General features: G+C 62.6%; 19 protein-coding genes. 3 read left to right on the top strand and 16 right to left on the bottom strand.

From position 1 onward, the window contains the following. Positions 1-20 precede the first annotated feature (20 nt). The gene (locus ACYQ3M_RS04885; RefSeq protein ID WP_460034938.1) at positions 21-488 is read left to right on the top strand and encodes a C40 family peptidase; all 468 of its coding nucleotides are present in this window, start codon (positions 21-23) and stop codon (positions 486-488) included. Here the strand turns inward: ACYQ3M_RS04885 and dapC are convergent. The 6 genes from dapC to ACYQ3M_RS04855 are packed head-to-tail and all read right to left on the bottom strand — an operon-like array spanning position 485 to position 11,885. Beyond that, the gene (gene dapC / locus ACYQ3M_RS04880; protein ID WP_460034937.1) at positions 485-1,672 is read right to left on the bottom strand and encodes a succinyldiaminopimelate transaminase; all 1,188 of its coding nucleotides are present in this window, start codon (positions 1,670-1,672) and stop codon (positions 485-487) included. The genes ACYQ3M_RS04885 and dapC overlap by 4 nt on opposite strands. Further along, positions 1,669-2,247, bottom strand: a complete 579-nt coding sequence (locus ACYQ3M_RS04875; RefSeq protein WP_460034936.1) for an SCO family protein — start codon at positions 2,245-2,247, stop codon at positions 1,669-1,671. The genes dapC and ACYQ3M_RS04875 overlap by 4 nt, the downstream gene beginning before the upstream one ends. Continuing rightward, positions 2,195-3,808, bottom strand: coding sequence for an exodeoxyribonuclease V subunit alpha (gene recD, locus ACYQ3M_RS04870; RefSeq protein WP_460034935.1), 1,614 nt, complete (start codon positions 3,806-3,808; stop codon positions 2,195-2,197). The genes ACYQ3M_RS04875 and recD overlap by 53 nt, the downstream gene beginning before the upstream one ends. Continuing rightward, positions 3,798-7,202 carry a UvrD-helicase domain-containing protein gene (locus ACYQ3M_RS04865; protein WP_460034934.1) on the bottom strand — a complete coding sequence of 1,135 codons (3,405 nt, stop codon included), beginning with the start codon at positions 7,200-7,202 and terminating at the stop codon, positions 3,798-3,800. Before ACYQ3M_RS04865 ends, recD begins: the two co-directional genes overlap by 11 nt. After that, on the bottom strand, positions 7,195-10,335 hold the full coding sequence (gene recC / locus ACYQ3M_RS04860) for an exodeoxyribonuclease V subunit gamma (protein WP_460034933.1): 3,141 nt from the start codon (positions 10,333-10,335) through the stop codon (positions 7,195-7,197). Before recC ends, ACYQ3M_RS04865 begins: the two co-directional genes overlap by 8 nt. A 2-nt stretch (positions 10,336-10,337) precedes the next feature. After that, entirely contained in the window at positions 10,338-11,885 is a 1,548-nt protein-coding gene (locus ACYQ3M_RS04855; protein WP_460034932.1) for a M14 family metallopeptidase, read from the bottom strand. Between the two features lie 30 nt (positions 11,886-11,915). On the opposite strand from ACYQ3M_RS04855, the gene ACYQ3M_RS04850 reads away from it, so the two are divergent. Further along, positions 11,916-13,625 carry a patatin-like phospholipase family protein gene (locus ACYQ3M_RS04850; RefSeq protein ID WP_460034931.1) on the top strand — a complete coding sequence of 570 codons (1,710 nt, stop codon included), beginning with the start codon at positions 11,916-11,918 and terminating at the stop codon, positions 13,623-13,625. Here ACYQ3M_RS04850 and ACYQ3M_RS04845 read toward each other — a convergent pair. The 6 genes from ACYQ3M_RS04845 to ACYQ3M_RS04820 form a co-directional block, all read right to left on the bottom strand. After that, positions 13,618-14,388 (bottom strand): hypothetical protein, encoded by a 771-nt coding sequence (locus ACYQ3M_RS04845; RefSeq protein ID WP_460034930.1) that lies wholly within the window; start codon positions 14,386-14,388, stop codon positions 13,618-13,620. The two genes, ACYQ3M_RS04850 and ACYQ3M_RS04845, sit on opposite strands and share 8 nt — an antisense overlap. Next, complete coding sequence (locus ACYQ3M_RS04840; RefSeq protein WP_460034929.1) at positions 14,388-14,930, bottom strand: coiled-coil domain-containing protein; 543 nt, start codon at positions 14,928-14,930, stop codon at positions 14,388-14,390. The genes ACYQ3M_RS04845 and ACYQ3M_RS04840 overlap by 1 nt, the downstream gene beginning before the upstream one ends. 61 nt (positions 14,931-14,991) lie before the next feature. Next, positions 14,992-15,669 carry an SIMPL domain-containing protein gene (locus ACYQ3M_RS04835; protein ID WP_460034928.1) on the bottom strand — a complete coding sequence of 226 codons (678 nt, stop codon included), beginning with the start codon at positions 15,667-15,669 and terminating at the stop codon, positions 14,992-14,994. Further along, complete coding sequence (locus tag ACYQ3M_RS04830; RefSeq protein ID WP_460034927.1) at positions 15,666-16,244, bottom strand: coiled-coil domain-containing protein; 579 nt, start codon at positions 16,242-16,244, stop codon at positions 15,666-15,668. Before ACYQ3M_RS04830 ends, ACYQ3M_RS04835 begins: the two co-directional genes overlap by 4 nt. Positions 16,245-16,854: 610 nt before the next feature. Then, positions 16,855-17,925 (bottom strand): putative CRISPR-associated protein, encoded by a 1,071-nt coding sequence (locus ACYQ3M_RS04825; RefSeq protein ID WP_460034926.1) that lies wholly within the window; start codon positions 17,923-17,925, stop codon positions 16,855-16,857. Positions 17,926-17,929: 4 nt separating this feature from the next. Next, positions 17,930-18,361, bottom strand: coding sequence for a hypothetical protein (locus ACYQ3M_RS04820; protein WP_460034925.1), 432 nt, complete (start codon positions 18,359-18,361; stop codon positions 17,930-17,932). Between the two features lie 338 nt (positions 18,362-18,699). On the opposite strand from ACYQ3M_RS04820, the gene ACYQ3M_RS04815 reads away from it, so the two are divergent. Continuing rightward, positions 18,700-18,996, top strand: coding sequence for a Uma2 family endonuclease (locus tag ACYQ3M_RS04815; protein WP_460034924.1), 297 nt, complete (start codon positions 18,700-18,702; stop codon positions 18,994-18,996). A gap of 21 nt (positions 18,997-19,017) precedes the next feature. Here the strand turns inward: ACYQ3M_RS04815 and ACYQ3M_RS04810 are convergent, their stop codons facing one another. The 4 genes from ACYQ3M_RS04810 to csm3 all read right to left on the bottom strand — a co-directional run bounded on the left by ACYQ3M_RS04810 (position 19,018) and on the right by csm3 (position 22,834). After that, complete coding sequence (locus tag ACYQ3M_RS04810; RefSeq protein WP_460034923.1) at positions 19,018-19,383, bottom strand: endonuclease domain-containing protein; 366 nt, start codon at positions 19,381-19,383, stop codon at positions 19,018-19,020. 132 nt (positions 19,384-19,515) lie between these two features. Then, positions 19,516-21,162, bottom strand: a complete 1,647-nt coding sequence (locus ACYQ3M_RS04805) for an RAMP superfamily CRISPR-associated protein (RefSeq protein WP_460034922.1) — start codon at positions 21,160-21,162, stop codon at positions 19,516-19,518. After that, entirely contained in the window at positions 21,159-22,121 is a 963-nt protein-coding gene (gene csm4 / locus ACYQ3M_RS04800; RefSeq protein ID WP_460034921.1) for a type III-A CRISPR-associated RAMP protein Csm4, read from the bottom strand. Before csm4 ends, ACYQ3M_RS04805 begins: the two co-directional genes overlap by 4 nt. Further along, positions 22,118-22,834 (bottom strand): type III-A CRISPR-associated RAMP protein Csm3, encoded by a 717-nt coding sequence (gene csm3 / locus ACYQ3M_RS04795; RefSeq protein ID WP_460034920.1) that lies wholly within the window; start codon positions 22,832-22,834, stop codon positions 22,118-22,120. The genes csm4 and csm3 overlap by 4 nt, the downstream gene beginning before the upstream one ends. Between the last annotated feature and the right edge of the window lie 9 nt (positions 22,835-22,843).

The following is a 22,843-nucleotide window of genomic DNA, read 5'->3' as shown; positions in this document are numbered from 1 at the left end:
GATACCGAGCTTGCCCGCCCATGGGCAACCGTAGCTTAGCAAGCGCGCGCCTTTTCCTTACGCTGCTTGGCTTGAGCCTGCTTTTGGGCGGCTGCGCCGCGCCTTCCGTACGCCCCGCGAAACCGCCTCTCTCCGGCCACCCGATCGTCCGCGAAGCCGTCCGCCTGACCGGCGTTCCTTACCGCTATGGCGGTGAGTCCCCGCGCGGCTTCGATTGCAGCGGGTTGGTGTACTACGTCCATAAGCGTCTAGGAATGTCCGTACCCCGCACCGCCGAGGCGCAATGGCGCGCCTGCCGGCGCGTCAAGCGCGCCCAACCGGGGGATTTGGTGTTCTTCCGCCCGCCTAAACAAAAGATCCACGTCGGCATCTATTTAGGGGACAATCGCTTCGTGCACGCGCCTGCCACCGGCAAGCGGGTCAGGATCGAGGCCCTCAACGGTTACTGGCGGCGCTGCTATCTCGGCGCGGGCCGGTTCTGGGACTAGAGCGTGCGCGCAAACTCGGCGATCCGCGCTGCCGCCTCTTGGCTTACCGGTAAAGGCTGCACCCAAGCGATGCGCACGTAACCGTAGCCTGGGTTGAGACCGTCGGCGGTGCGCGCTAAAAAGCTTCCCGGCAGCACGGTGACGTTCTGGGTCGCAAACAGGCGGCGGGCGAACTCGCGATCGTCGATCGGGGTCTTGAGCCAAAAATAAAACGCAGCCTCAGGGACCTCGACCTCAAACACCGCGCTTAAAATTTCCGCCGCCGCCAACAAACGCTCGCGGTAACTTTGCCGGCCGGCCTCCACGTGGGCCTCATCGCCCCAAGCCGCGATGCTGGCGTATTGGGTCGGCAGCGGCAGGGCGCAGCCGTGGTAGGTACGGTACAGGCTATAGCGCTCTAAGATGGCCGCGTCCCCGGCGACAAACCCCGAGCGCAGGCCCGGGGCGCTTGAGCGCTTGGACAGGCTGTGGAACACCACGCAGCGGGAAAATTCGCGGTCCCCGAACTCCGCCGCCGCCTGCAGGAGGCTGGGAGGCGGATCGCCCAAGTAAATCTCGCTGTAGCATTCGTCCGCGGCGATCACAAAGTCAAAGCGGTGGGCCTTCTCGATCAGGCGCTTGAGGGTAGGGAGCGCGATCACCCGGCCGGTGGGATTGGCCGGCGAGCACACGTACAAAAGCCGGCAACGGCGCCAGACTGCCTCCGGCACGGCGTCGAAATCGGGCAGAAAGCCGGTGGAGGCGGTGGCGTTCAAATAATACGGTTCGGCCCCGGCCAACAAGGCCGCCCCCTCGTAAATCTGGTAGAAAGGATTGGGCATCAGGACGATAGGGGTTTCTCCTGCGTCGACCACCGCCTGGGCGAAGGAAAACAACGCCTCGCGCGTCCCAGCCACCGGCAGCACCTGGCGTTCTGGGTCCACCTCCGGCAGACCGAAGCGGCGCTTGAGCCATAAGGCGATGGCTTGGCGCAGTTCGGGCAGGCCGCGGGTGGTCGGATACCTGCCGAGCAAGCCCAAGCGTTCGGTTATCGCTTGAGCGATCAAGGGGGGCGGGGGGTCTTGCGGCTCGCCGATGGAGAGCACGATGGGGGATTTGTCTTTAGGCGGGACGATTCCGGCTTTGAGCTGGGCCAGCTTTTCGAAAGGATAAGGTTGCAGTTTGGCAAGCCAAGGATTGGTCATGACGGCTCTCGCAATAGCTGCTGCAAATCGGCTTTGAGGTCTTCTTCAGGCAACGCGGCGCTCACCAAAAGCCTAGCCCGGCCCTGGCGGTCGAACACCAACACCTGGCTGCTGTGAAGCACCTCGTAGTCGCCGCCAGAGCCTAGGCTCTGTTTCTGGTAGGGGAGAAAATAGCGGCGGGTCAATTCTTCAAGCTGCGCCTGGCTGCCGGTCAATCCGACAAACCACGGGCCGAAACGGCGCACGTAAGCCTCCAACACCTCCGGCGAGTCGCGCTCCGGGTCTAGGCTCACGAACAGCACCTGGATCTTGGCTTGGCTGTCTTCGATGCCCTCGAGCACGGCCGCCAGGCGCGCTAAAGTGGCCGGACACACCCCCGGGCAATGGGTAAAACCGGTAAACAACAGGACGATGCGGCCGAGGAAGTCCTCCCCGCGCCGGATCTCGCCATGGGTGCCGGCAAGGGTGAAATCCAAGGGCGGGAGCTTGCCGCTCACGTCCACGGCGTGCCAGGTAGGTCGGCTACAGGCGATCAACAAGCCGAGCCACAGGGTTAAGATGCTTCGCAGGAGCATCGGCCAATTTGTAACGTAAGCCTCCATAACGCTGAACGCACCGCCCCAAGGCATAGCGCAAAACGGCTTTGGGGCCAAAACATTGTACCCGAGTCCTGGCCCGGGTGATGGCGGTGTAGACCAACTCCCGGCTCAACACTTCGGAAGATTTGGTCGGCAGCACCAAAAGCACCCGATTAAACTCCGAACCCTGCGCTTTGTGCACGGTCATGGCAAAACAGGTCTCATGGGCCGGCAGGCGCGCCGGGGAAAACCCGCGCCCGCCTTCAAACCACACCTTGTCTTCCAGGCAAACGCCGACATCGCCGTTGAACAGCCCCAACTCTGGAGCGTTCTCGGCGATCAAAATCGGCCGCCCCGGATAATACGCGCTGCGCGATGCGATCCACCCTTTACGTTTAAAGCGCAGCCAAAGTTCCTGATTGAGCCAATCCGAACCCAAAACCCCACGGCGATGGGCGCACAACACCCGAAACTGGGCCAACTCGGCGAGCAGCTCGTCGGGAGCTGCGCCTTGGGCAAGCTTTTGCCAATAGCCGGAAAACCCCTCGTCCAAAGCCTGCCACAAGCATTCCTCGCGGACCGGCAGATAATCGGCCCCGAGCCGTCCCTCGAACTCCTTAGCCTTTCCGGCCTTGACCGCCTCGGCCAGGGCGCAAAGGCGCGCATCGAAGCGGTGGGTGGTGGTCAGGCGAAAGGTGTGGGCAGGGAGCCCGTCGCACAGATCGGCCAGCACGCTGCCCTCCTCCACCGAGGCGAGCTGATCGCGGTCGCCTAAAAGGTACAGCGCCCCTTCCGGCGGCAAGGCCTGAACCAACTTGGCTACAAGCGCCAAGTTCACCATCGACGCCTCATCGACCACCACCGCCGCGTAAGGCAAGGGGTTGTCGGCGTCGTAACTCACCCGCGCCGTCTCCGGACGCGCCCCGAGCAGGCGATGCAGCGTCGTCGCTTCGGTGGGAATCACCGCCCTGACCGCCTCCGGCAGCGGCAGCTCCTTAAGACGCCGAAAGCTTTCTTTAAGCCGCTGCGCGGCTTTGCCGGTCGGGGCGGCCAGGGCGATGGGCCTGCCTTCGCCCAAACGCCCTTGCCAGGCGAGCAAAGCGACCAGCTGCAAGGCGGTGGTGGTCTTGCCGGTGCCCGGCCCGCCGGTAAGAATGCCAAAGTCCACTTGCGCGGCCCCATAGACCGCCTCGCGCTGGGAAGCGTCCAGCTTCAAGGCCTGCGCTAGGCAATCGAGCTTGGCCGTATCCACCGGGTGCTTGGCTCGTGCCAAGCGCCGCACCCCGGCGGCGAGGGTTTCTTCGTAGCGCCATAGGCGCTGAAAATAAAGGCGGTCGTCTTCCAGCACCAAAGGCGCCTTCCCGTGCGGCAGGTAAAGGCCTTTGAACTTCGCCACCCAAGCGCGCTGCTTGCGCGTGAGCTTTAAACACACGTGGCCTAGCTCTTGGGCCTTGAGCAAGTCGCTCAACAGCGGGAGCAAACCTTCCGTGGAGCACCCGAGGCGGCGCTTAAAAAAGTCGGCGAGCGCCGGGGCCGCAGGATGGATTTCATCCGCCATCCAAAAGTCCCTCCAACTGCGCGATCCAGCTCTCTTCGGGGCGAAACCCAAACACGCCGCTTCCCGGAGTTTGGCCGTCCATGCCGCGCACGAACAGATAGCGCACTCCCCCGAAATGGTCCGCGTAGCGGTAATCCGGCAAGCGCCGCTTGAGATAGCGGTGGACCGCTAAAGCATACAGCAAGGCCTGCAAGCCGTAATCGTGATCGCGCATCGCTCTTGCCAAGCCCTCTGGACGGTAATCTTCCAATTCGTTGGATTTGTAGTCGATCACGTAAAACCGCCCCCGGTGCGCGACCACCAGATCGATAAAACCCTGCAAAAACCCGTGCACCGTCGGGAATTCCAAAGGCCGAAACCAGGTTTGCCCCGCGCATAAACGATTAAAAAGGGAAGCATTCAAGCCTCGGACCGGCAACAAAAACTCGAGCTCTTTGAGCTGAAGCTGAGGGGGAATGTCTTTGAGGGCAAACTCCGGCACAGGCGTGGTCAAAGCGCGCGCGATAAGCGATAAAAGCTCGGCTCGGTCGACCTCTTCCGGCAGCCCAGAGAGATCGACCTCGCCCTTTAGGAGCGCGCCAAAGGGGTAGCGCTCGAGCAGCCCGTGCAGCAAGGTTCCAAACGCCGCGCCTTTGAGTACAGACGGCGTTTCCTCTTCGCCCTCCTCCAGCAGCCGCGCCAGCCAGCCTTCGCTCGCTTCCCGCAGCTGCCCACGCACCAGGGCCGAATAACTGGTCAGCACCCGGCTCGCCACCGGGGCGCGCGGCAAAGGCTCAGGTTCGACGAGCTCCTCCTTATCCAAAGCCAGATTCAGCCGCACGCTCACGTTCTCGGCAAGCTCCCGGCGTTCGTAGCGAAAACGCTCGGGATGGGTCGCCGCCAAAGCTTGCGCGCTCCCATACAGGTCTTTTTGTCCTGTGCAAGCGGTCAGAAGATGGGCCAAAGGCGACCAAAGCGCCTCCTTGGCCGCCTTCTCTAAAAGATAGACCCGCAAGTTGGCCTTGGCCCGGGTCAGCGCCACATACGCCAGGCGCAACGCCTCCCGCCGCGCCTCGAGGCGGCAAGTGTTTTTGGCTTGGGCGAAGACTTCCGGCGCAAGTTCGAAGACGACTTCCAGCGCCTCGAGGGTCTGGACCTGAACCCAAGGAGGCTTTGCCGATAGGCGCTTCTCCGGCAGCCACAGATCAAAGACCAAGACGATCGGGTATTCAAGCCCTTTGGCGCTGTGCATGGTCACCAGCTCCACCGCTTCCTCGTCGCTCTCCAGCCTGAGCTGTTCGTCTTCGCGCGGGGGGTGGACGAGGCGCCGGCGGTACCAGGTCAGGAGCGCCTGGGGGCTCAAGCGATTGCGGCTCGCCGTCTCTTGCAGCATTTCCAGCAGATGGCGTAGATCCGCCAACGTGCGCTTGCCGGAGCGACTCGCGGCGATGTGCTGCCATACCGCAAAGCGTGCGAACAGCTCTTCCACCGCCACCAGCAAGCTCTCGCGCCACCAAAGTTCCCCGGCCTCGGCAAACGCGGTGAGCAGCTCCTCCGCCTGCCCGCCGCCCTTTTCCCAGGTGGCCAGATCCCGAGCGTCCAGGCCGAACCAGCCGTCGGCCAGCACCCGCTTGATCCGCCGCCAATCCCCCGCCTCAAGCAGCGCTTCGCACAGCCTATAAAGCTTTTTGGCGGTGTCGGTGTTCCAGACCGAACCGCGGTCGATGAGCACCGCCGGGATCGCAAACTCGCGCAAAACGTCGCGGACCCGGCGTGCGGTGTTGTTGTCGCGCACCAGCACCGCGATGTCGGCCGGTCTAATGGGGCGCAGCTCGCCGTTTTCCCGCAGGCGGTGGCTCTGCAAGAGGCAAGCGATGTCGGCGGCCGCCTGGCGCGCGAGCCGCTCTACGGCCTGCTCCTGGCTAGAGTAGCGATAAGGCGCCCCGCGCTCGTAAAAGGCGCACCAGACCAAAGGGGGAACCTCCTGTCCTTCCAAGAGCAGCGCCCATTCCGCGGCGCTGCAGCCGGCCTCGACCGGATGGTAAACGAGCCTTGGGTCTAAAAAGGGGCCTTGCGGGTCCTTAACCGCGCCGAACAAGTCGTTGATCGCCGCCACCAATTGCGGGTGGGAGCGGTAATTGGTGCCAAGTTGCCAAAAATGGGTCGCGGCCTCGCAGGCTTTGAAGTATACGGAAAGATCCGCTCCCCGCCAGGCATAGATGGACTGCTTGGGATCGCCGATCAAAAACAGCCAGTGCTCCCCGTCCCCAAACAGGGAAGCAAAAATCTGCCACTGATGGCGGTCGGTGTCCTGAAACTCATCGATCAGCACCACCTTAAAGCGCCGCTTTAAAGCCCAAAGCGCCGGGCTTTGCGGGGACTCGGCCAGCACCTTGGCAAGACGGCGGAGGGCAAAATCGTGGGTTATCCACCCTTGTTCGCGAAGCCGCCGTTCGTACTCCTCGACCCAGGCGCGATGGGCGTCTTGGAGCCAAGCGATTTGATTCCGCCTTTGGCGGCGGCCCAGTTCCGCCAACGCCTCGAGCACCTCCCGGTGGCAAGAAAACTGCGGCAGGCGCTCGAGCTCTTTGGCCTTGAGCTTGCGCGCGTTGATCTGGCTGGCGAGAAACTCCAGAAGATCGGGCTTAAAGCCCAACTCCGGCAGGCGTTCGGGAAGCCCTTCTTCCTGGCTAAGCTGCGCCCACCAGCGGCGGGCCTCTTGATTGAGAATTTCACTCCCGCACAGCTCGTCCATCCAGGAAGCAAAAGCACGCCACCGATTCGCCGCCAAGCGCGTATCCCAGGCCTCCTGGCTCAGCTCGGGGACAAACCGCACCGGCGGCGGCCAGTCCTTTAAAATCGCATACAGCGCGTCTGGAGTCGGGACCTCGCTAAGGATCTGCCGCCATTCGCGCGCGGACAGGGTAGCCATTTGCCGGCGCCAGAAATCGTCGACGATCGCTTGGTTGAAGGCGTCTTCTTCTTCCAGCAGGGTTTGCGCGAGCCGCTCGCCGGCCTCCAGGGCCTGCTGGCGCAACAGCTGATGGCAAAAGCTGTGAATCGTCTGGATCGGCATCAGGTCGAGCTTAAGAAGCTCGGCCTCGAGCTGACTTTTAGCCGCCTCGGGGTCTTTGAGCCCCGCCGCCCAGGCTGTAAGCGCCCTGTCCTCGCCGCGCCCATCCCCCCGCACCGCCTCGCGCGCCTCGATCAGGCGCGTTTGGATGCGCTGGCGCAGCTCGGCGGTGGCGGCGTTGGTGAAGGTGACCACCCCGATCTCCTCTACCGATATCCCCTGTTCCACCACGAAGCGGACCACGATCTGGGCGATGGAGTAGGTCTTGCCCGTCCCCGCGCTGGCCTCGATCAGATGAATGCCCGGAGCAAACTGCGCCGTATAGAGGTCCAGCCTATCCATCCGCATCGAGCTCGACAAACTGCACCCCAGTCAAAAGTGAGCGGTAAACGGCAAGCGCAGCGGCGGGAAAATCCGCCGGCAAAGGCTCGGCAAACAACAGGGCAAAGGCCTCCGGCAAGCCCTGCAGAGGGCATTTTGCCCGCCACTTGGCCTCGTCGCGCTCCAAGATCCAGCGCCAACCCCACTCGGCCAGCCAGGGAGAAGGCTTGTTCCAGTGCTCCAAAAAGTGAACCAGCCAGGGACGCAGCGCGTCTGCCCAATCGGGCAGCGGGTCAAAGCGCCACACCTTAACGTCGCCCTCCTTCGTCAAGGCCACCAGCCAACTGGGAGAAGGCGCTACCGCTTGCTTGAACGCGTGCTTGAGCCAAGCTTGGAAAAAGTGTTTGCCTTGAAACTTGGCGAACTCGACGAACACGCTGCCCTCACTGCGGCAGTCGGCGAGGGTCACGACCACCTGCACGCCCTCCACCGTCACGATCGCCGTGCGCTTGGCGACTTTAGGTAAGGCGCCTAAAGCCAAAGCCGCCCGTTGCAAGCGCCGCACCTTGGCCAGCTCGCCGGCAAAGGCCAGCCTTCCTGCCTCCCCTTGCGGCCACTCTCCCGACTTTTGCTTGTTCTTTAGCCAAAGCCAAGGGTCTTGGCCCACCTCCAAGGCCGCAAACAAAGCCTTGCGCGCGCGCCAGCCAAGCCGTCCATCGACGGCGAAAGGCTCGCGCGCCTGGGGCACCTCGTCACGTTGGCGCATCGCAAGATTTAAGCGGTTGCGGCAGAACCAGTCTTGGGCGTCGGCGTAAAACTCGAGCAGATCCTTTAAAGACAAGCGCTCGGGCGCCCTCCCCGCAAGCTCGAAGCCTTCTGGCCAAAAGGGCTTGGGCAGGTCCGAAGGCCTTGCCCGCGCTATGGAGAAGCGCCGCCGATCCACGCTGCGCGGCGGGCCGTGGGTTTCGGCGGCGCGAAAATACACGGGGTGGAACGGCAGCGAGGGATGCTCGTAGATCCAGCGCTTAGGTCTTACGCCGTAGCGGTCCAGCGTGTCGATGAGTTCGCTCACCACCTGCGCCACCGGCCTTGGCTCGTTCTTCTCCGGCGTCAAGCCCTGACAGCAAAGGATAAGATGCTCGCGCGTCGAGAGGATCAGCTCCAGAAACTGATGCCGCTGCTCTTGGCGCAAATCCCTATCCCCCAGGCGCGGATGGGCGGCGATGAGATCGGCAGACTGCGGCGTCTCGCGCCGGGGGAAAGCGCCGTCGTTCATCCCCACCACCGCCACGACCTTGAACGGTACCGCGCGCATGGGAAGCATCGTGCAGCAGGTGATGCCGCCGCTCAAAAACCCCAGGCTTTGATACTCCTCTTCCACCTGGCTGCCGAGCCAGTCCAGAATGATCTCTAGCCCTACCGGCTCAGGGTAACTCGCCTCATCCGGCAAGGTTTCAAGGAGCTCCTCCAGAGCTTGGCGCGCTGCCAGCATGTCCCGCGTCTCGGCGACCAGCGCCCGGCTGAATTCGCGCAAAACCGCGCGCCATCGAGTCGGGGGCCGCGGCTCCTTAAGTTCCGCCCACCAAAATTGCAAGGTGCGGACGAATTCGGCCAGGCGGAACACGACCGCCCCGCTTTGGCCTTCCACCTCGGCATAGGGGACGACCTCCTGCCAGAGGTCCTCGCTGTCCAGCATCCAGCCGAGCAGCAACCGGTCTACTCCCAGCCGCCAGCTGTTGTGTTCCCCTTCCGGTAGGCCCAGCGCCGCGCGCTGGGCGCCGTCCAGCCCCCAGCGGATGGCGCATTTTGCGATCCAATCCTCGATCCTGACCAAGTCCACAGGATTTAAGCCGAATTTCTCCCGCACCGGCGCGCGCCCCAGCAGCTCGATCACCGCCGTCCATTCAAAGCGGGAGGTGAGCGTCTTTAAGGCGGCGAGCAGAATCTGGATGAGCTCGTTGTCGTTGCCCAGCACCCGATCGGCGATGTGGTGGGGAAGATCGCGCAGCACCGCCTCCAGGTAAGGGCGGTAGGCGCCGATGTCGGGCGCCATCACCGCCATATCCTCTAAGGTTAAGCTCGGGTCTTGGGCAAAGAGCTGCAAAAACCGGTCGCGCACCACCTCCATCTCGCGCAAGGGGGTGTGGCAAAGGTGCAATTCGATCCCGACCGGAAGCTCGGCGGGCAGCGGGGTCAAGGTTCCGGCGGCCAAATCGTTCTGCAGGTGCTGAAGCACGCTGCGCGGGGGATCGTGGCGGAAGAACGCCGCAGAGTGCAGCTCCGGCTCCAGTTTTTCCAGCAGCAGGCGCTGAAACTGGGCGCCGCGCTGGCCCAAGGCCACCAACAACGGATGATGCCAGCGTACCCATTCGGCCTCCGGCCCCGCCTTAAGCCAAGCCTGCGCCCTCGCGCGCTTGCTCGGCAGATCGGCCCAAAATCCCTCCACCGGGCTGAGCACGAATAAGTGCACGTCGGTGTGCTGAGCCAAGGCTTTGAGCACTTCCACCATCAGCGGCGGCAACAGGCCAATGCCAAACAGGTACACCGCCTGCGGCAGCACGCCTTTGGGGACCGGCTTGGCGAGCCGGGCGATCAGGTTCTGCCACAAAAGCCCGCGGTGCCCTTTAAGGCGCGGATACACGCGCCGCCACAGCGCCGCCTGCCAGGCTTCCATGGCGCGGTCTAGCCCCCCAGATTCAGCCGCTTTGCCCTGCTGCCAGGCCGCGAGCCAATCCGGGCGCTGAATCTGGTACTGGTCGAACAGGTTGGCGAGCTGGCGGGCCAGCTGAAAGCGGCGCAGCTCAGGACCGGGACCGCCCAAGTACCGGCGCAGCACCGGATTTTCCTGAAATTCTAAAGCCTTAAGCTCGGCGTCGAGCAACCACAGCAAGCGCGCGCGGTCAAACGCCTCGTCGTGCAGTCTCAGCCCCAAACTGGCGGCCACGCCGGCAAAGAAGCGGTGAGGAAAGTCAAAGCGGCCGTGGGCAAACACTCCTTGCGCCTTAGCCAGTTGCATCTTGAGCCAGCGCTCCATCCCCCGCCCCTGGATCACAAACTGAAGTGGCTCGAACGGCCCCAAAGTTACGTGCTCAAGGACCGTCACAAGCTGCTCGAACAGGATTTCGCTGCGGTTGCTGGTATGGAGCGCAAACATCGCTACTTATTAAAAAGCGCGACCCCAAAAAACGCCCTCCCCGGAACGAGCCAAGAGGTATAGGCGGCTTCTTGAAAGAGGCTCGTGGAGGAGCGCGGATCGAGCAACAGCCAGGCCAACCCTCCTTCCTGCCGCAGATCGAGTAAAAGATCGCCCGGATGGAGGGTCAAACTCTTGAGCTCCTCACGCGCCCGGACCGCCACCGCGCGCCGCGCGACCACCCCTTGCCGCCACCGCCGGACCTTGACCTGCTCAAGCCACAGGCGCTTTCCCACTACCGTCTGCGCCCGGTCGAGCCTGCGGTAGCCGAGGCCGTGGCGGTCGAGCAGGCGCGCGGTCTCGGCCCGATGCGCGGTGATCGCATAATACCTAGGCAATAGGTGCCAGTCCTCGGCCACGATCCGGCCAAGATAGGTAAACTCCCGGACGGTCTCTTGACCGTCGTCTAGGCGGCGCAGGGCGATGGCGATCTTGGGGCAAGCAGGCAAAGGCCCGTACCGCGCTTGCAGCGCCACCAGCGGCGCTTGGCGGTCCCTGGCGGCAGCAATCCGACCGAGCAGCTCTTGCCTAAAGGCGATAAGCTTCTCTAAAAACGCTTGAACGCACAGCCGCTGCTTGGCCAGCCGCGCTTTTATGTTGCGCGGGGTGGGCCAGTCGCCGGGCGGGTCCAGGCGGTTTTCCACCAACAGCGCGAAAACCCCTCGCATCCCCGCGTAATTGCGCAGGTTGCGCAAGGAAATCCCGCCGTGGGTGATGGGCTGAGCGATCGAAGTGATCTCGCCGATGTAATGGCGCGCGGGCAAGCCTTGGGAGCGCACCGCGTCCACCAACTCGGGCAGGAAGACGTATTTGGCGAACAGCCTCAGTTCCGGGGCCACGTTCGGGTAGTTGGCGTATTCGAACTGAGCCTCGAAGTCGGTCAGATAGCCCTGCGCGCCCAAAGATTTGCGCTTGAGGACAGCCGATTCGTGCACGTCGAGCAACGCGTGGGGCCGAAACTTGAGAAGCAGCTTGACCAGGCTTTGGGTTTCCGGCTGCGACAAGCGCACGTAATCGGTGCTTAAGTTTACCCCCGCGGCGTTGACGCGCCGGTGCAAATCGCGGCCGTCCGGGTTGGAGTTGGGGATCAAGATTAAGTCCAGATGGGCGAGCAAAGGCGGCCAAAGACCGGCCGCCACGTCGTCGGCCAGGCTCAAGAGCGCCTCGGTCCCCGAAGGTTCGGTGCCGTGCTGCCCGGCAACCAACATCACCGTAAGTTTCGTGGGAGACGAGCGCCCCGTGCGCAAAAATTCAGGATCGTCAGAAAGCAACAAGGCGACCAGCGGGCGGCCGCCGGCCGAGCGGCCGTAGGGGAGGAAGCGGGCAAGCGGGGAGCGGTCGGCGAGCTGCGCCAAAAACGTCGCGATCTGGGCCGTATCGGGAAGCTTTTGGTAGCCGGCCTCTTCCAAAGGCGTCCAGGCTTTCGCTTGCGCTGCCAAAACGAGCAGCCCAAGCCACCACAGGCGCTTTATTTCTTGCTTTAGCCAGCGCACAATCGCTTTTGCATCCATCCCATAACTGCTTCAACGAGGAGGGGACTTATGCCTACCAAATTGGGTCTGGCTTTATCAGGCGGAGGCTTTCGCGCTTCCTTTTTCCATCTTGGGGTGTTGGCGCAGCTGGCCGAAGCAGGTCTCCTGCGCCACGTCGAGGCGATCAGCGCGGTCTCTGGCGGGGCCATCATCGCCGCCTTGTACTACCTGCACCTCAAGCGACTGCTGGAAGAAAAACCCGATGCGGAAATCACTGACGCAGATTATACCGCCCTGGTCCAAACGGTGATCGGGGAATTTCTCCAGGCGACCGAACAAAACCTGCGCATGCTCACCTTCGCCGACTTTACCGCCAACTGGAAAATGCGCCGCCCCGATTATTCTAGAAGCGACAGGCTCGCCGCGCTTTACGATCAATGGCTGTACCGCAAGGCGGCAGGCAAGAACTGGATCGAGATGCGCGAGCTGAAGATCCGCCCGCCCGGTTTTCCTCATTTTCACCCCTATTACCACAATTGGCTCCGCCGGGCCAAGGTCCCGGTCCTCGTCCTCAACGCCACCACCTTGAACACCGGCCGCAACTGGCAGTTCACCGCCCGCACCATGGGCGAACCCAAACCAACCTGGCGAGAGAGCGACAGCCTCCCCATCCGCCTGCGCCGCGCGCCAGACTACCGGCACATGGTCCTGCGCCAGCAGCATTTCACCCTGGCCCACGCGGTGGCCGCCTCGAGCGCCGTTCCCGCCCTGCTGCACCCTTTAAGCCTAAGCGACCTATACCGCTCCCATTGCCTGCCCGTACGCGTCCAGCTGGTGGACGGCGGGGTCCACGACAACTTGGGAATTTCCGCGCTTGTAGACGAGGGATGCACTCATTTTGCGATCAGCGACGCTTCTGGGCAACTGGGCTTCGAGAAAGAGCCTGAAACTTCGCCGGCCTTTGTCCTCGCCAGGACCGCTGCGATCCTGCAGGAGCGAATCCGGCAGGAAAGCCTAAACCGCCTGGTCGAAACCCGAGGTCGGGAAAACGTGGCTTTCGTCCACCTGCGCCAGGGGCTGGCCGTGCGCGAGCTCGCCTGGATCGGCCAGGACGACCAGCCGGCCGAGAAAGACCAAATAATATTCCCAGCGCCGCAATGCCCCGACATCGCCCCCGAGGTTCAGGAGCATCTGGCGCGCATCCGCACCGATCTGGACGCCTTCACCGAGGTGGAAGCCTATTCCCTGATGCTCGCCGGTTTTCTCCTAAGCCGGCGGGAGCTGGCCGACCGCCGGAACCTGGGTTATCCGCCAAGCCAGGCAAACCATCTGCGCTGGCCCTTTTTGGCCATTGGCCGCTGGATGAAAACCCCGAGCGCAGATTACCTGCGCCAACTGGAAGTGGGGAGGCTGCAATTTGGCAAGACTTTGCTGCTGTATCCCTCTCTGCTTGCCGGCAGCGCAACCCTGGTCCTTCTCGGCCTGGTCGCGCTGTGGCCGGTTTTGGCGAAGTGGCTCAGCCTAAAAGTTTCCCTCGGCGCCATCGCCGCGGGCTTGGGCCTGGTCGCGCTCGACCAACTGGCTCACAGGCTGGCGCGGGGCCGGTTGGCGCCCCTGATTCCGGTTTTGGCGTACTTGCCGCTTGGCTGGTATCCGACGTTTCGCCGAATCGTCCTGCGCGCCGTTCCGCCGGTAGTAGGAACGCTGTTTGTCAGGGCGTATCTAAGGTTCATCAACCCGCTGTTTTTAAACCGCGGCCGCCTGGCCAAGCTCAAGTGAGTCTTTGCCAAATGCCCGTCAGGCAAGGAAGCGCGATCCCGGCCTGGCGGGCTTCCTCAAGCACCCGCGCCAGGCGCGCTCGAGCGCGGCGGCCCAAGCAGGCGCGGTTTGGGCAGTCCTCGATGCCGGCGGCCACCCCGGCAATCAGCGCCTCCTTAGGCAGCGGGCGCCCGGCGCGCCATTCGAGCACGGTCAAAACTTCTTCGGCCACTTCGCGCGCGAACGCCGCGTGCCGATGCCAAAGCTCCCCTACCGTGCCGCCGGTGATCAGCCCAGCGAGGTTGACGGTGAGAATATAGAGAGACTTTTTCGCCAGCTCAAAGACCAGCGCCTCCTCGTCGGGCAAGATGCGGGTAGGAACGCCCAGCTTGGTCAAGGCTTCGGCCAACAGCGCCGCTTTCGGTCCATAGACCGGGGTGTCCAAGATATTGACCAGCGGTTGGCCCGGCCGCTTTTCGAACCAGACCACCGCCACGCTGACGCTTTCTAAGCCGTGTTGCCGCCAATCGCGCGGCATCAACTCGTTCTGAATCAGCCCAAGCCGGTCCCGCCACACCGGCGGCAAGCCCGCAAGCACTGGGTGGAAATCGTCCTCCCCGACCGCGACCAGCACCAACGCAGGCTCTGGGTAATCGCGCCCCACGGCGGCCAAATCCATCCCCCGCAGCACCGGATAGACCGGGTAACCCGCGCGCAAGAACCCCAAGGCGAACACCCCGCCCAGTTCGCCTAGGCCAATGACGACGACCGGAGAAACAGGCATCACAACAGTTTGACCAAAGTGGTCACCACGCCCACGGCGACGACCATCAAACTGCCCAGTTTGATGGTCATGCGGTATTCCAGTTGCTCGAGCCGGCTTTCCAACTGGATTCTGAGCCGATCGATCTTGTTCTCCAAATCGGTTCGCGTCTGCTCGATCTTATTCTCCAAATCCACCCGGGTCCGATCGATCTTGCTTTCTAAATCGGCCTGAGCGCGTTCAATCTTGCCCTCCAAATCGGCCCGCGTCTGCTCGACCTTGTTCTCCAAATCCACCCGGGTCCCATCGATCTTAGCTTCCAGATCCGCCCAAGCCTGCTCGATCTTGTTTTCCAGATTCGCGCGCGTTTTTTCCAGATCCGCTCGGACCGCACCGATCTCCGCCCGCAGACTGTGGCCAAGCGCTTCCAAGTCGTGCTTGGTCACGAGGTGCGTCTCGAGCATCTCCACGCCCGCCTCGATCAGCGTCTCGGCCTGGGCTTCGGTAAAACCCGCCTCTTGCAGACGCTTTACCAGCTTATGGGTATCCAACGTCATCGCCATACCTTTTTACTCCCGCCTCTTCGCCCACCGGATATGCTGCTCGCCGGCCCGGGTTACCTCTTTAGGGCGCGTTGACCGCAGGGCATTCTGGCTCCCTCAAGGTCACCCAGGCCTCGACGATTTGCTTTTCCATCCGCGGCAGCTCCACCGCTTCCGCCGCCAGCGCCCTCTTGGCTGCAAAGGGTCCAGAAATTCCCGGCTCGGAAAACCGGATGTCGGCGACGCGATAACCAAACCCTAGGGTTTCATTGAGACGTTTGGCTTCCTCTTCCGCCCGCCGGTACAGCGCTTGGCGCGCTTTGGCTTTGGCCGCCTCCACTTCGGACAAGGCCGGGGTCCAGTCGATGGCCGGGGTAAAATGCAAACCCGGGGTCGAAAGACGGGCCGCCTTGTCCTGAAGTCCCGGAAGATACGCCGCCGGGACCCGAATTTCGGCTTCCAGCCGCCAGCGTTCCAAACCGGAAGGATCGCGGCTTAAGTCAGCGGAGGTGATGCGCCAGGTGCGATCTTGGGCTTCTGGGATGAGCTTGCGCAGACGCTCGAGCGTTTCCTTTTGCAGCGTTCCGGCCTGGTTGGGATCGGCGGTAGCTTCCACGTGAACCTGAACGCGCGCGGTTTCCACGCCCACCCAGGCCTCCTCGCGCAGCGCAAGCTGCACCTCGTTTTTCCAGCACTCCTTGGCCTGGCTCCAACCGGCCAGCAAAGCCAAAAAAGCAAGCGCTAAGCGCCTCAACCTCATCGCGGCCAGACTCGCCAGAGGATGGCTAAGATCGCCGCAAACTGCGACAGCCAAAACCCAAAACTCCAAATCAACACACTCACCCGACTGCGCTCAATCGCCTTGGTCAAATTCAATTCCACCGTCTTGATCTTCAGCTCCAGCTCCTTGCGCGTCCGCTCCAACTCCAGCTTCAACTCCGACCGCACCTGTTCGATCTCCAGCTTCAACTCCGACCGCACCTGTTCGATCTCCAGCTTCAACTCCGACCGCACCTGCTCGATCTCAAGCTTCAAATCCGAACGGATCTGCTCAATCTCTTTGCGCAGCCGAAGTTCGGTCTCCTTAAGCTCGGCATGGACCTGCTCAATCTCCTTGCGCAGCCGAAGCTCGGTCTCCTTAAGCTCCGCGCGTACCTGCTCGATCTCTTTAAGCAGCCGAAGCTCGGTCTCGGATAAATGCTGACGGGTCGCAAGGTCCGAAAGATGGGGATAACGCGCCTCTAACTCGGCAAAAGCTTCCGCAATCACCCGCGCACGCGCCCGCTCGTCCGGTGCCTGGGTAAGACGCTCGTAAAGATCCAGTATCTGGGTCATGCAGCTAGATTACATAACGCGATTGAAACCGCATTTTAAACCCCAGCTCGGGAAAATTTTAGTAACCCAAAAAACAATGTAGGGGCGCAGCACACTGCGCCCCTTCCCTTCGCACCACCCAGCTAAACGCCTCAACGCATAGAAATTTTCGCTAAACGCACCGCCCCCGCCGGCAAATCACTAAAACCGTCTTAATCCCTTTTTCATCAGGTCGATTTCTAGAGGCCTCTCTTTATTCGATCCGGTAGACCTGCGCGGTCTTAATCCCTTTTTCATCAGGTCGATTTCTAGAGCAAGGAAGGCGTGTCCATCGTAGAAAAGTCGGCGGTCTTAATCCCTTTTTCATCAGGTCGATTTCTAGAGAATGGCTACCCGAGGGGAGCGTCCTAAAGTTCGCCGTCTTAATCCCTTTTTCATCAGGTCGATTTCTAGAGAGCACCCCTCAAATTTCTTGTTAAAGATCAATGCCTTACAGAGAGCTTTCCCAAAAATTTTCGGCGTCAAAAAGCTGACGTTCAAGACGGCTCTCCGACGAGGCGTTCGTGTTCAAAGCTAGCACAAATCAGGCGCTCCGACAAGGGTCAAGATCGCTCACCGCGCCCGCCGGAGCTTAGTGCAGCCCTTCGGCCAAAGCATCGACGACGAAGACTTCGCCGTCGAAATAGCCAAACAGGCGCTTGGCAGCCCAGGCGTCGCACTCATGGGTCCAGCGCCGGTGCGGTCCGTGCGGCACGCTGAGTTTTTTAAAGTCCAGGTGGCTCGGGTTATAAGTTGGTTCGTGCAAATGCCGGGCAAGCTCGGCCAGCCGCTGGTTGATCGAGCGGTATTCGTCGGCGCTCAAATTTTGCACCGAGCGCGAGAAGTTTTCTGAAAAACGCAGCTTTTTGTCGACAGGCTCGAGCACCCTCTCGCCGAGAATCTCCCTCTCCGCCTCCTTCCAAACCGCCTCCCCCCACACCGGAAGAGCCACCTGCCCATCGATTTCCACAAACAAGGTTTCAGGCAGCGTTTTGACCTCGCCGGCGCACACCGGCAAACCGACCGCGAGGCGGCGAAAGATTTTGTGATGCTCGCGCGCCAGGGCCAAGGCATCAAGCTCGATCGGCAGGCGAAGAAGCTCCTCGGTTTGCTCGAAAACGTAAAAGCTTTCGTCGGCGTACAGCATCGCCAGCGCCTGCATGAATCCCTGCACGCTCTTGAAGCCGCCGGTGAGGTTGAAGACGACCTTGTAGCCGCGCTCGCGGTAGCCGCGCACCTCCTGCGCGCACATTCGGATAAGCTCAGCCATCGCCACGCGGAATTCAGCCACGTCGTTGGTGCGAAGATCCTTGATCCGCCGGACTTCGACGATATGCCCGCAATTTTCGAGCACTTGACCCACGGCCTGGGCCGCGCTCTCGCCCAGCCAGGTGTCGGTGGCGATCAGCCAGTGAGTGTCTTTGCTACGGTCCAAGCGGCGTTGGTAATAGCGCCACAGGCCGTTGAGTTCGGCCGAGAGCTTGGCCTGCTCCTCGGGTCCGGCTTCCTGCAGCGCACGGGCAGCGCGCTCCACTAGGGCGCGCAATTCGGGCGGGATCTCTTCCCAATCCTTAGCGTTGGCGTGTTGAACAACCAGCGGTCGCAACTTTTCGGCCTGATTAGTCCACAAACTCGTGCCGCAGGTCGAGACGATAAGACGCATCAGCTCATTCTCCTTGCAAGGGGTGAAGCGCGCGCTGCAGGTCGGCCGCCAACGCCTCGGCCAGCGCCGAAAGCGGCTCGGCGTCTTCCCACAGCACCGTTTTGCCGAAGCCACGCCCGACGACCTTGTCGCCGTCTTCCAGCGCCAGCTCGACGGTGAAGGTTTTGGCGTCTTTTCCCGACCAAAGGCGCCAAAACCAAGAAGCACGGGCACGCTCGACTTTAAAGCGCAAAAGCGCCGGCCGCCCTTTAAGCTGCCAGAAAAGATCGCGCCGTTTGAGCGCCTCGACCAGAGCTTGCTGGAAGGACGGATCGTTACCCTCGATCAGCACGCGCGCCCCTACCGGCGGCAGATAGCCTGGCAGCAGCGCAAACTCATGGGTCTGACAAGCGGCCAAGAACAGAAGGCTGGCCAAAATTGGCCCTTTAAATCGCATCGAGGCACCTTGCAAACCGAGGCATCCGGCATCATAGTAAAGTTTTACCGTCTTTATCGGCAAGCCACAACGCAAGCTGTACACCGCTTGGTCACCTACGAAGACCTAAAACGCCTGCCCGAACACGTGGTGGGCGAGATCATCCACGGCACGCTTTACACCCATCCGCGCCCGGCGCCCAAACACGCCAGGGCCGAGTCGGCTTTGGATGGCACCCTTTGGCCGCTTTTCGACAGCGGCGAGGGGGGACCCGGCGGCTGGTGGATTCTGGTCGAGCCGGAACTGCATCTCAAAGCCGACATTCTGGTGCCCGACCTGGCTGGCTGGCGCGCGAGCGGATGCCAAGCTTGCCTGAAACGGCCTGGTTCGAGATCGCCCCCGATTGGGTGTGCGAGGTGCTCTCGCCGGCCACCGCCCGCCTCGATCGAGCCATCAAGATGCCGATCTATGCCCGCGAGGGGGTCAAATACCTGTGGCTGGTGGACCCGGACCTGCAAACCCTAGAGGTTTATGCCCTCGACACCGCTCATGACGCCCCCCATTGGCTCCTGCTGGTCACCCTGGAAGGCAAGGCCACAGTGCGCCAGCCGCCTTTCGAGGCGGTCGAGTTCTCCCTCGGGAATTTGTGGGGGTGACCGCCCTCTCCCGGAGGGAGGTCATTCCCTTTCCCATTGACAGGGGAGGATTGAGGTAACCACCACCCAGATCTGCAGAACCGCTTCCGTCTCATCCAGAACCTGGTCGTTCCAAAACCGCAACACCTTGAAGCCCCGCTCCTGCAACCAAGCATCACGCATCTCGTCCTCACGCTGCCGATCCTGATGCTGACTACCATCCACCTCGATGACCAGCTTTGGGTTGTGGGAGAGGAAATCGACGATGTACGGCCCCAGCGGCGCTTGTCGTCTGAATTGAACGCCCCAAAAGCGCTTTGCCCGCAAGTGGCGCCAGAGAACACGTTCCGCATCCGTCATGTTGACCCGGAGCCGGCGGGCGTATTCGGTTTGGTGTTTTTCCGACATTGCTGCTTGTTTTTTTGCCCTCTCCCCCATCCCCTCTCCCAGAGGGAGAGGGGGGTTGTTCCCTTCCTTGCAGAGGAAGGCGGCTGCCCAACATCCCCCTCCCCCGCTCGCGGGGGAGGGTTGGGGAGGGGGTCACCCGCGCAACCGGGCGATTTTCTCCCGAATGTCCTCTTTGCGCTTCTTCGCCCACGGCAGAAAGCGGGCGGTTTCCTCCAGCAGCTCGGCAGCCTGCCGGCGAAGCGCCGCATCGCTCCAGCTCAAGGCCGCCTCCAAAAGCTTCAAGCGCTGATCGTTGAGCTCGCCGCCAGGTTCTTTGCGGTTTGCCTGGCGGTCGCGCTCAAGCAGGGTCCGCACTTTTTCGATCCTCTTCTCCTCCTCGCTCATAGCCGCCAGGCGCGTGGCGCGCTCTTCTTCCCGGCGGCGGCGCTCGGCCTCGGCGGCGGCCCTTTCTGCCTCGGTTCGCAGGACCGGTTCCAGGCGCTCGGCCAAAGCGCGCCGCCTGGCCTCCACCGCCTTAAGCCAGGCGCTCTGCTCCTGCATTATGGGCTCCAGAAGCCGCCGAGCCGTCTCCCAAGGCGGCGGTTCTTCTCCTATCTCGATCAGCAGCCAGCCGAAAGGAATCAGGCCGCGCCGGTTGCCCTCCTCACGGGCCGCCAGCCACCAGGTCTTGGCCTCCGCCTCCCACGCAGGCGGCTGTCCCCTGCCCTGTAGAATCTTGATTTTGCGCACGCCGTTCAAGGTCACCGCCTCGGCGCCGCTGTGGCGGCCTACGCGCAGGAGGAAGGTCCGGTTTTCCGAAAGGCGCTTTTGGAGGCCGGGGTCGTCCAGCAGGGTTTGGACCGTCTGGCGCCAGGATTCATCCAGAAACTCGCGTGCCTTGAGCTGCTTAAGCTCATGCTCGAAGATCGGCCGATAAAAAGCGTTGCAGGCTTTGGCGATTTCGTCCAAGCCAAAGCGCAGCTTAGGCAGGTCGGAATGCTCCCCGGCGGCGCGAACGTCGCTCAGCGTGAGGCTGCCGCAGAAAGCGTGGACGCGAAACGGCGCGGCGCACTCGAGGAGTTGGTACAAATTCCCCTGCTCGGCCTGGGAGCGGACTTCCTGGCCGTTTCTCGTCACCGGCTGCTTCTTGCGGTTGACGGCAAACCAGACCTCGGCGCTGTTCAATTCCTCAGGGCCGCACCAGCGGCAGTCGCTGACCTGCACCAGGCGCAGGGGATCGGTGTGGAAACTGCCCTGCAACAAGCGCTCTTGAAGTTTTTGATTGGCGCCCCGGTCTCCTTTCAGATCGGGCGGCAGAGACCGGCTCCGGTTCTGCCGGTCCAGCAGCGCGGTGCGAATCGCCCCTTTTAGGCCGCTGCCCGGCAGATACAGGCGGCGGTCTGCCGGATGGTAGGCGGCCCGTTCGATCTCCAGCCGGTTGTAAACCCTCTCGCCGCCGGCCTCGAGGTTGGCGGCTTTGCCTACACGCTTTTGGTACAGGTCTGCGATGCCTGGGCTGACGCGCACGAGATTGACGGCTTTAGGAATCAACCGCTCGCGGCGCTGGTAAAAGAAGGCTTGGACCTGCTCGATCATGCGCGGCGCCGGAGCGCCGCTTAGGATCCGATCCAGCGCCCTGCGGTCCGCTTCAGGCAGGCTTAAAAGCGCCTCGGCGTCGAACTCGAATAGGGCGTCGTCCTCGATGATGTAGTTGGTGGGCACGTAGTCTTCGTCGGTGCCCATGTGCACCGGAGACAGCGGGGTAATCCAAAGGCGGTAGGTGACGGGCAGACCGCTCATGCGTTTTCCTCCAAACAAATCGGCAACACCGGGGCATAACCTTGGTGAACGGTTTGCGAGATCGCTTTGGACAGGCGGCCCTCCCCGCCTAGCCCCTGACCGATAAACAGGCATGGCGCCAAGCGCTGCGGCGTCAGCAGCGCGCCGGTGTCGGCCAAAAGCACCGGGGTCTTGAACGGGCGGCCGCTGTGGACGGCGGCGTCGCCGTGACGGCCAAAGCGGACAAAGGGCTGGTACCAGCTCCGCGCCGGGTCAAATCCCAACCCTTGGGGGGCGCAAGGCGCCAAGGTCAAAAAGGCGTTGGCGTTTTCCTGCCCCGGCCAGGGGCTGTCGTCCACGGCATCCACCTCGAACTTACCCAGGCCGATGCTGGCGTCGCGCCCGTAGCCCAAAAGGCCGATGTCCGCGATCAGGTCCACGATCGCGTCGCGCTCGATGCGCGCGGCGTCGAAAGTTAGATAAACCTCCAACCTCGCGCCGGGCAGGTACCACCGCTGGGGCACGCTGTAGGGGGCAAACTCCCCCGAGTCGGTGGTGCCGGTGAGGCGGTGGATCGTGTTATGCGGCTGGTTGCGCTGCGTCCAAAGCGCCTCTGCGGTCGAAGCGAATCGCCTGGCCACTTCGGCATCGCTTTGGGCGAGAGCGAGCCAGTCGGCAAGGGGGCGCTTAAAGTCTTCGCGGGCGATCCAGCGCTTGGACTTGACCTGCTTGCGGCCTATTTCCTCGGTCTCGCGAAAGCGATACAAAGGCAAGGCCGGGCGCGGCAGAAAGCCCGCCGGAAAAGCGTCCGACACCACCGCGAAGGGGCGCCCTTGGGTGTAGCCTACGAGCAGCTCCGCAAGGCGCGCCTCCCCGAAGCGGTTCCGCACCGCCCAGCACAGCTGGCCAAACAGGGTATCGCCCTTCAAGGGGCTGCCAAAGGCCGCGCGGGGGAGGAGAGTGAGCGTTAGGGGATTCATAGCGAAACGCTGGCCAGGCGTTCCTGGACCGATTCGCCGTCCAGGCGAAGGTCTTTGAACGCGATCTTGCCGTAGCCGCGCGAGACCGACCCGCCCAGCCCCGCAAGCTCCACCAGCTTCAGGCCCTGCAGCACCGGCTCCAGCAAGTCCTCGCCGTCGATCACTTTGATCGACAGCCGGAAACAAAACCTTGCCCCCGCCGGCACCCGTTCGGTGTTTCTGGGGTGCTCGGCCATGCCGCGGATGCGGTCGATCATGTTCTCCATCTTGGTCTCGGTGAGCAGCAAGTTTTTCTTGTCCATCTCCTCGACCCAGGCGGGGTCGAGCGGGCAGTCCCAGAAGGCCAGGCGGGTGGGGCTGATTTCGGCGACCAAGTCCTCCATCTCCCGGTCCATCCCGCCGCCGGCAGGGGCATAGCCGAACAGCTTGAGAAGGGTCAGGCCCGCCTTGCGGTTGCCGTTCAATCGCTTAAGGTGCTTAATTCCCAGCGGCTGGCCTTGGGTGACCGCGACCACCCCCGCGTGCCACTCCATCAGGCTGCGCACCTTGCCCTTGAGGCTGGAGCCGGGGATGTAGGGCTGGCCAGTCACCGGGTGCTTGATCACTGGGTTGTCGGTGCCGCCGATGTGCATCTCGGCGTTGCCCGAGCCGATGTGTAGGCCGGTGATCAGTTCGATGGTGCCTTCGAGTTTGGCGATTTTGTCCAGTTTCATTTCCGTTCC

This window comes from Methylothermus subterraneus, assembly GCF_054656915.1.
The sequence above is the reverse complement of the archived record's forward strand: the minus strand, read 5'-3'. Positions and strand labels throughout refer to the sequence as shown.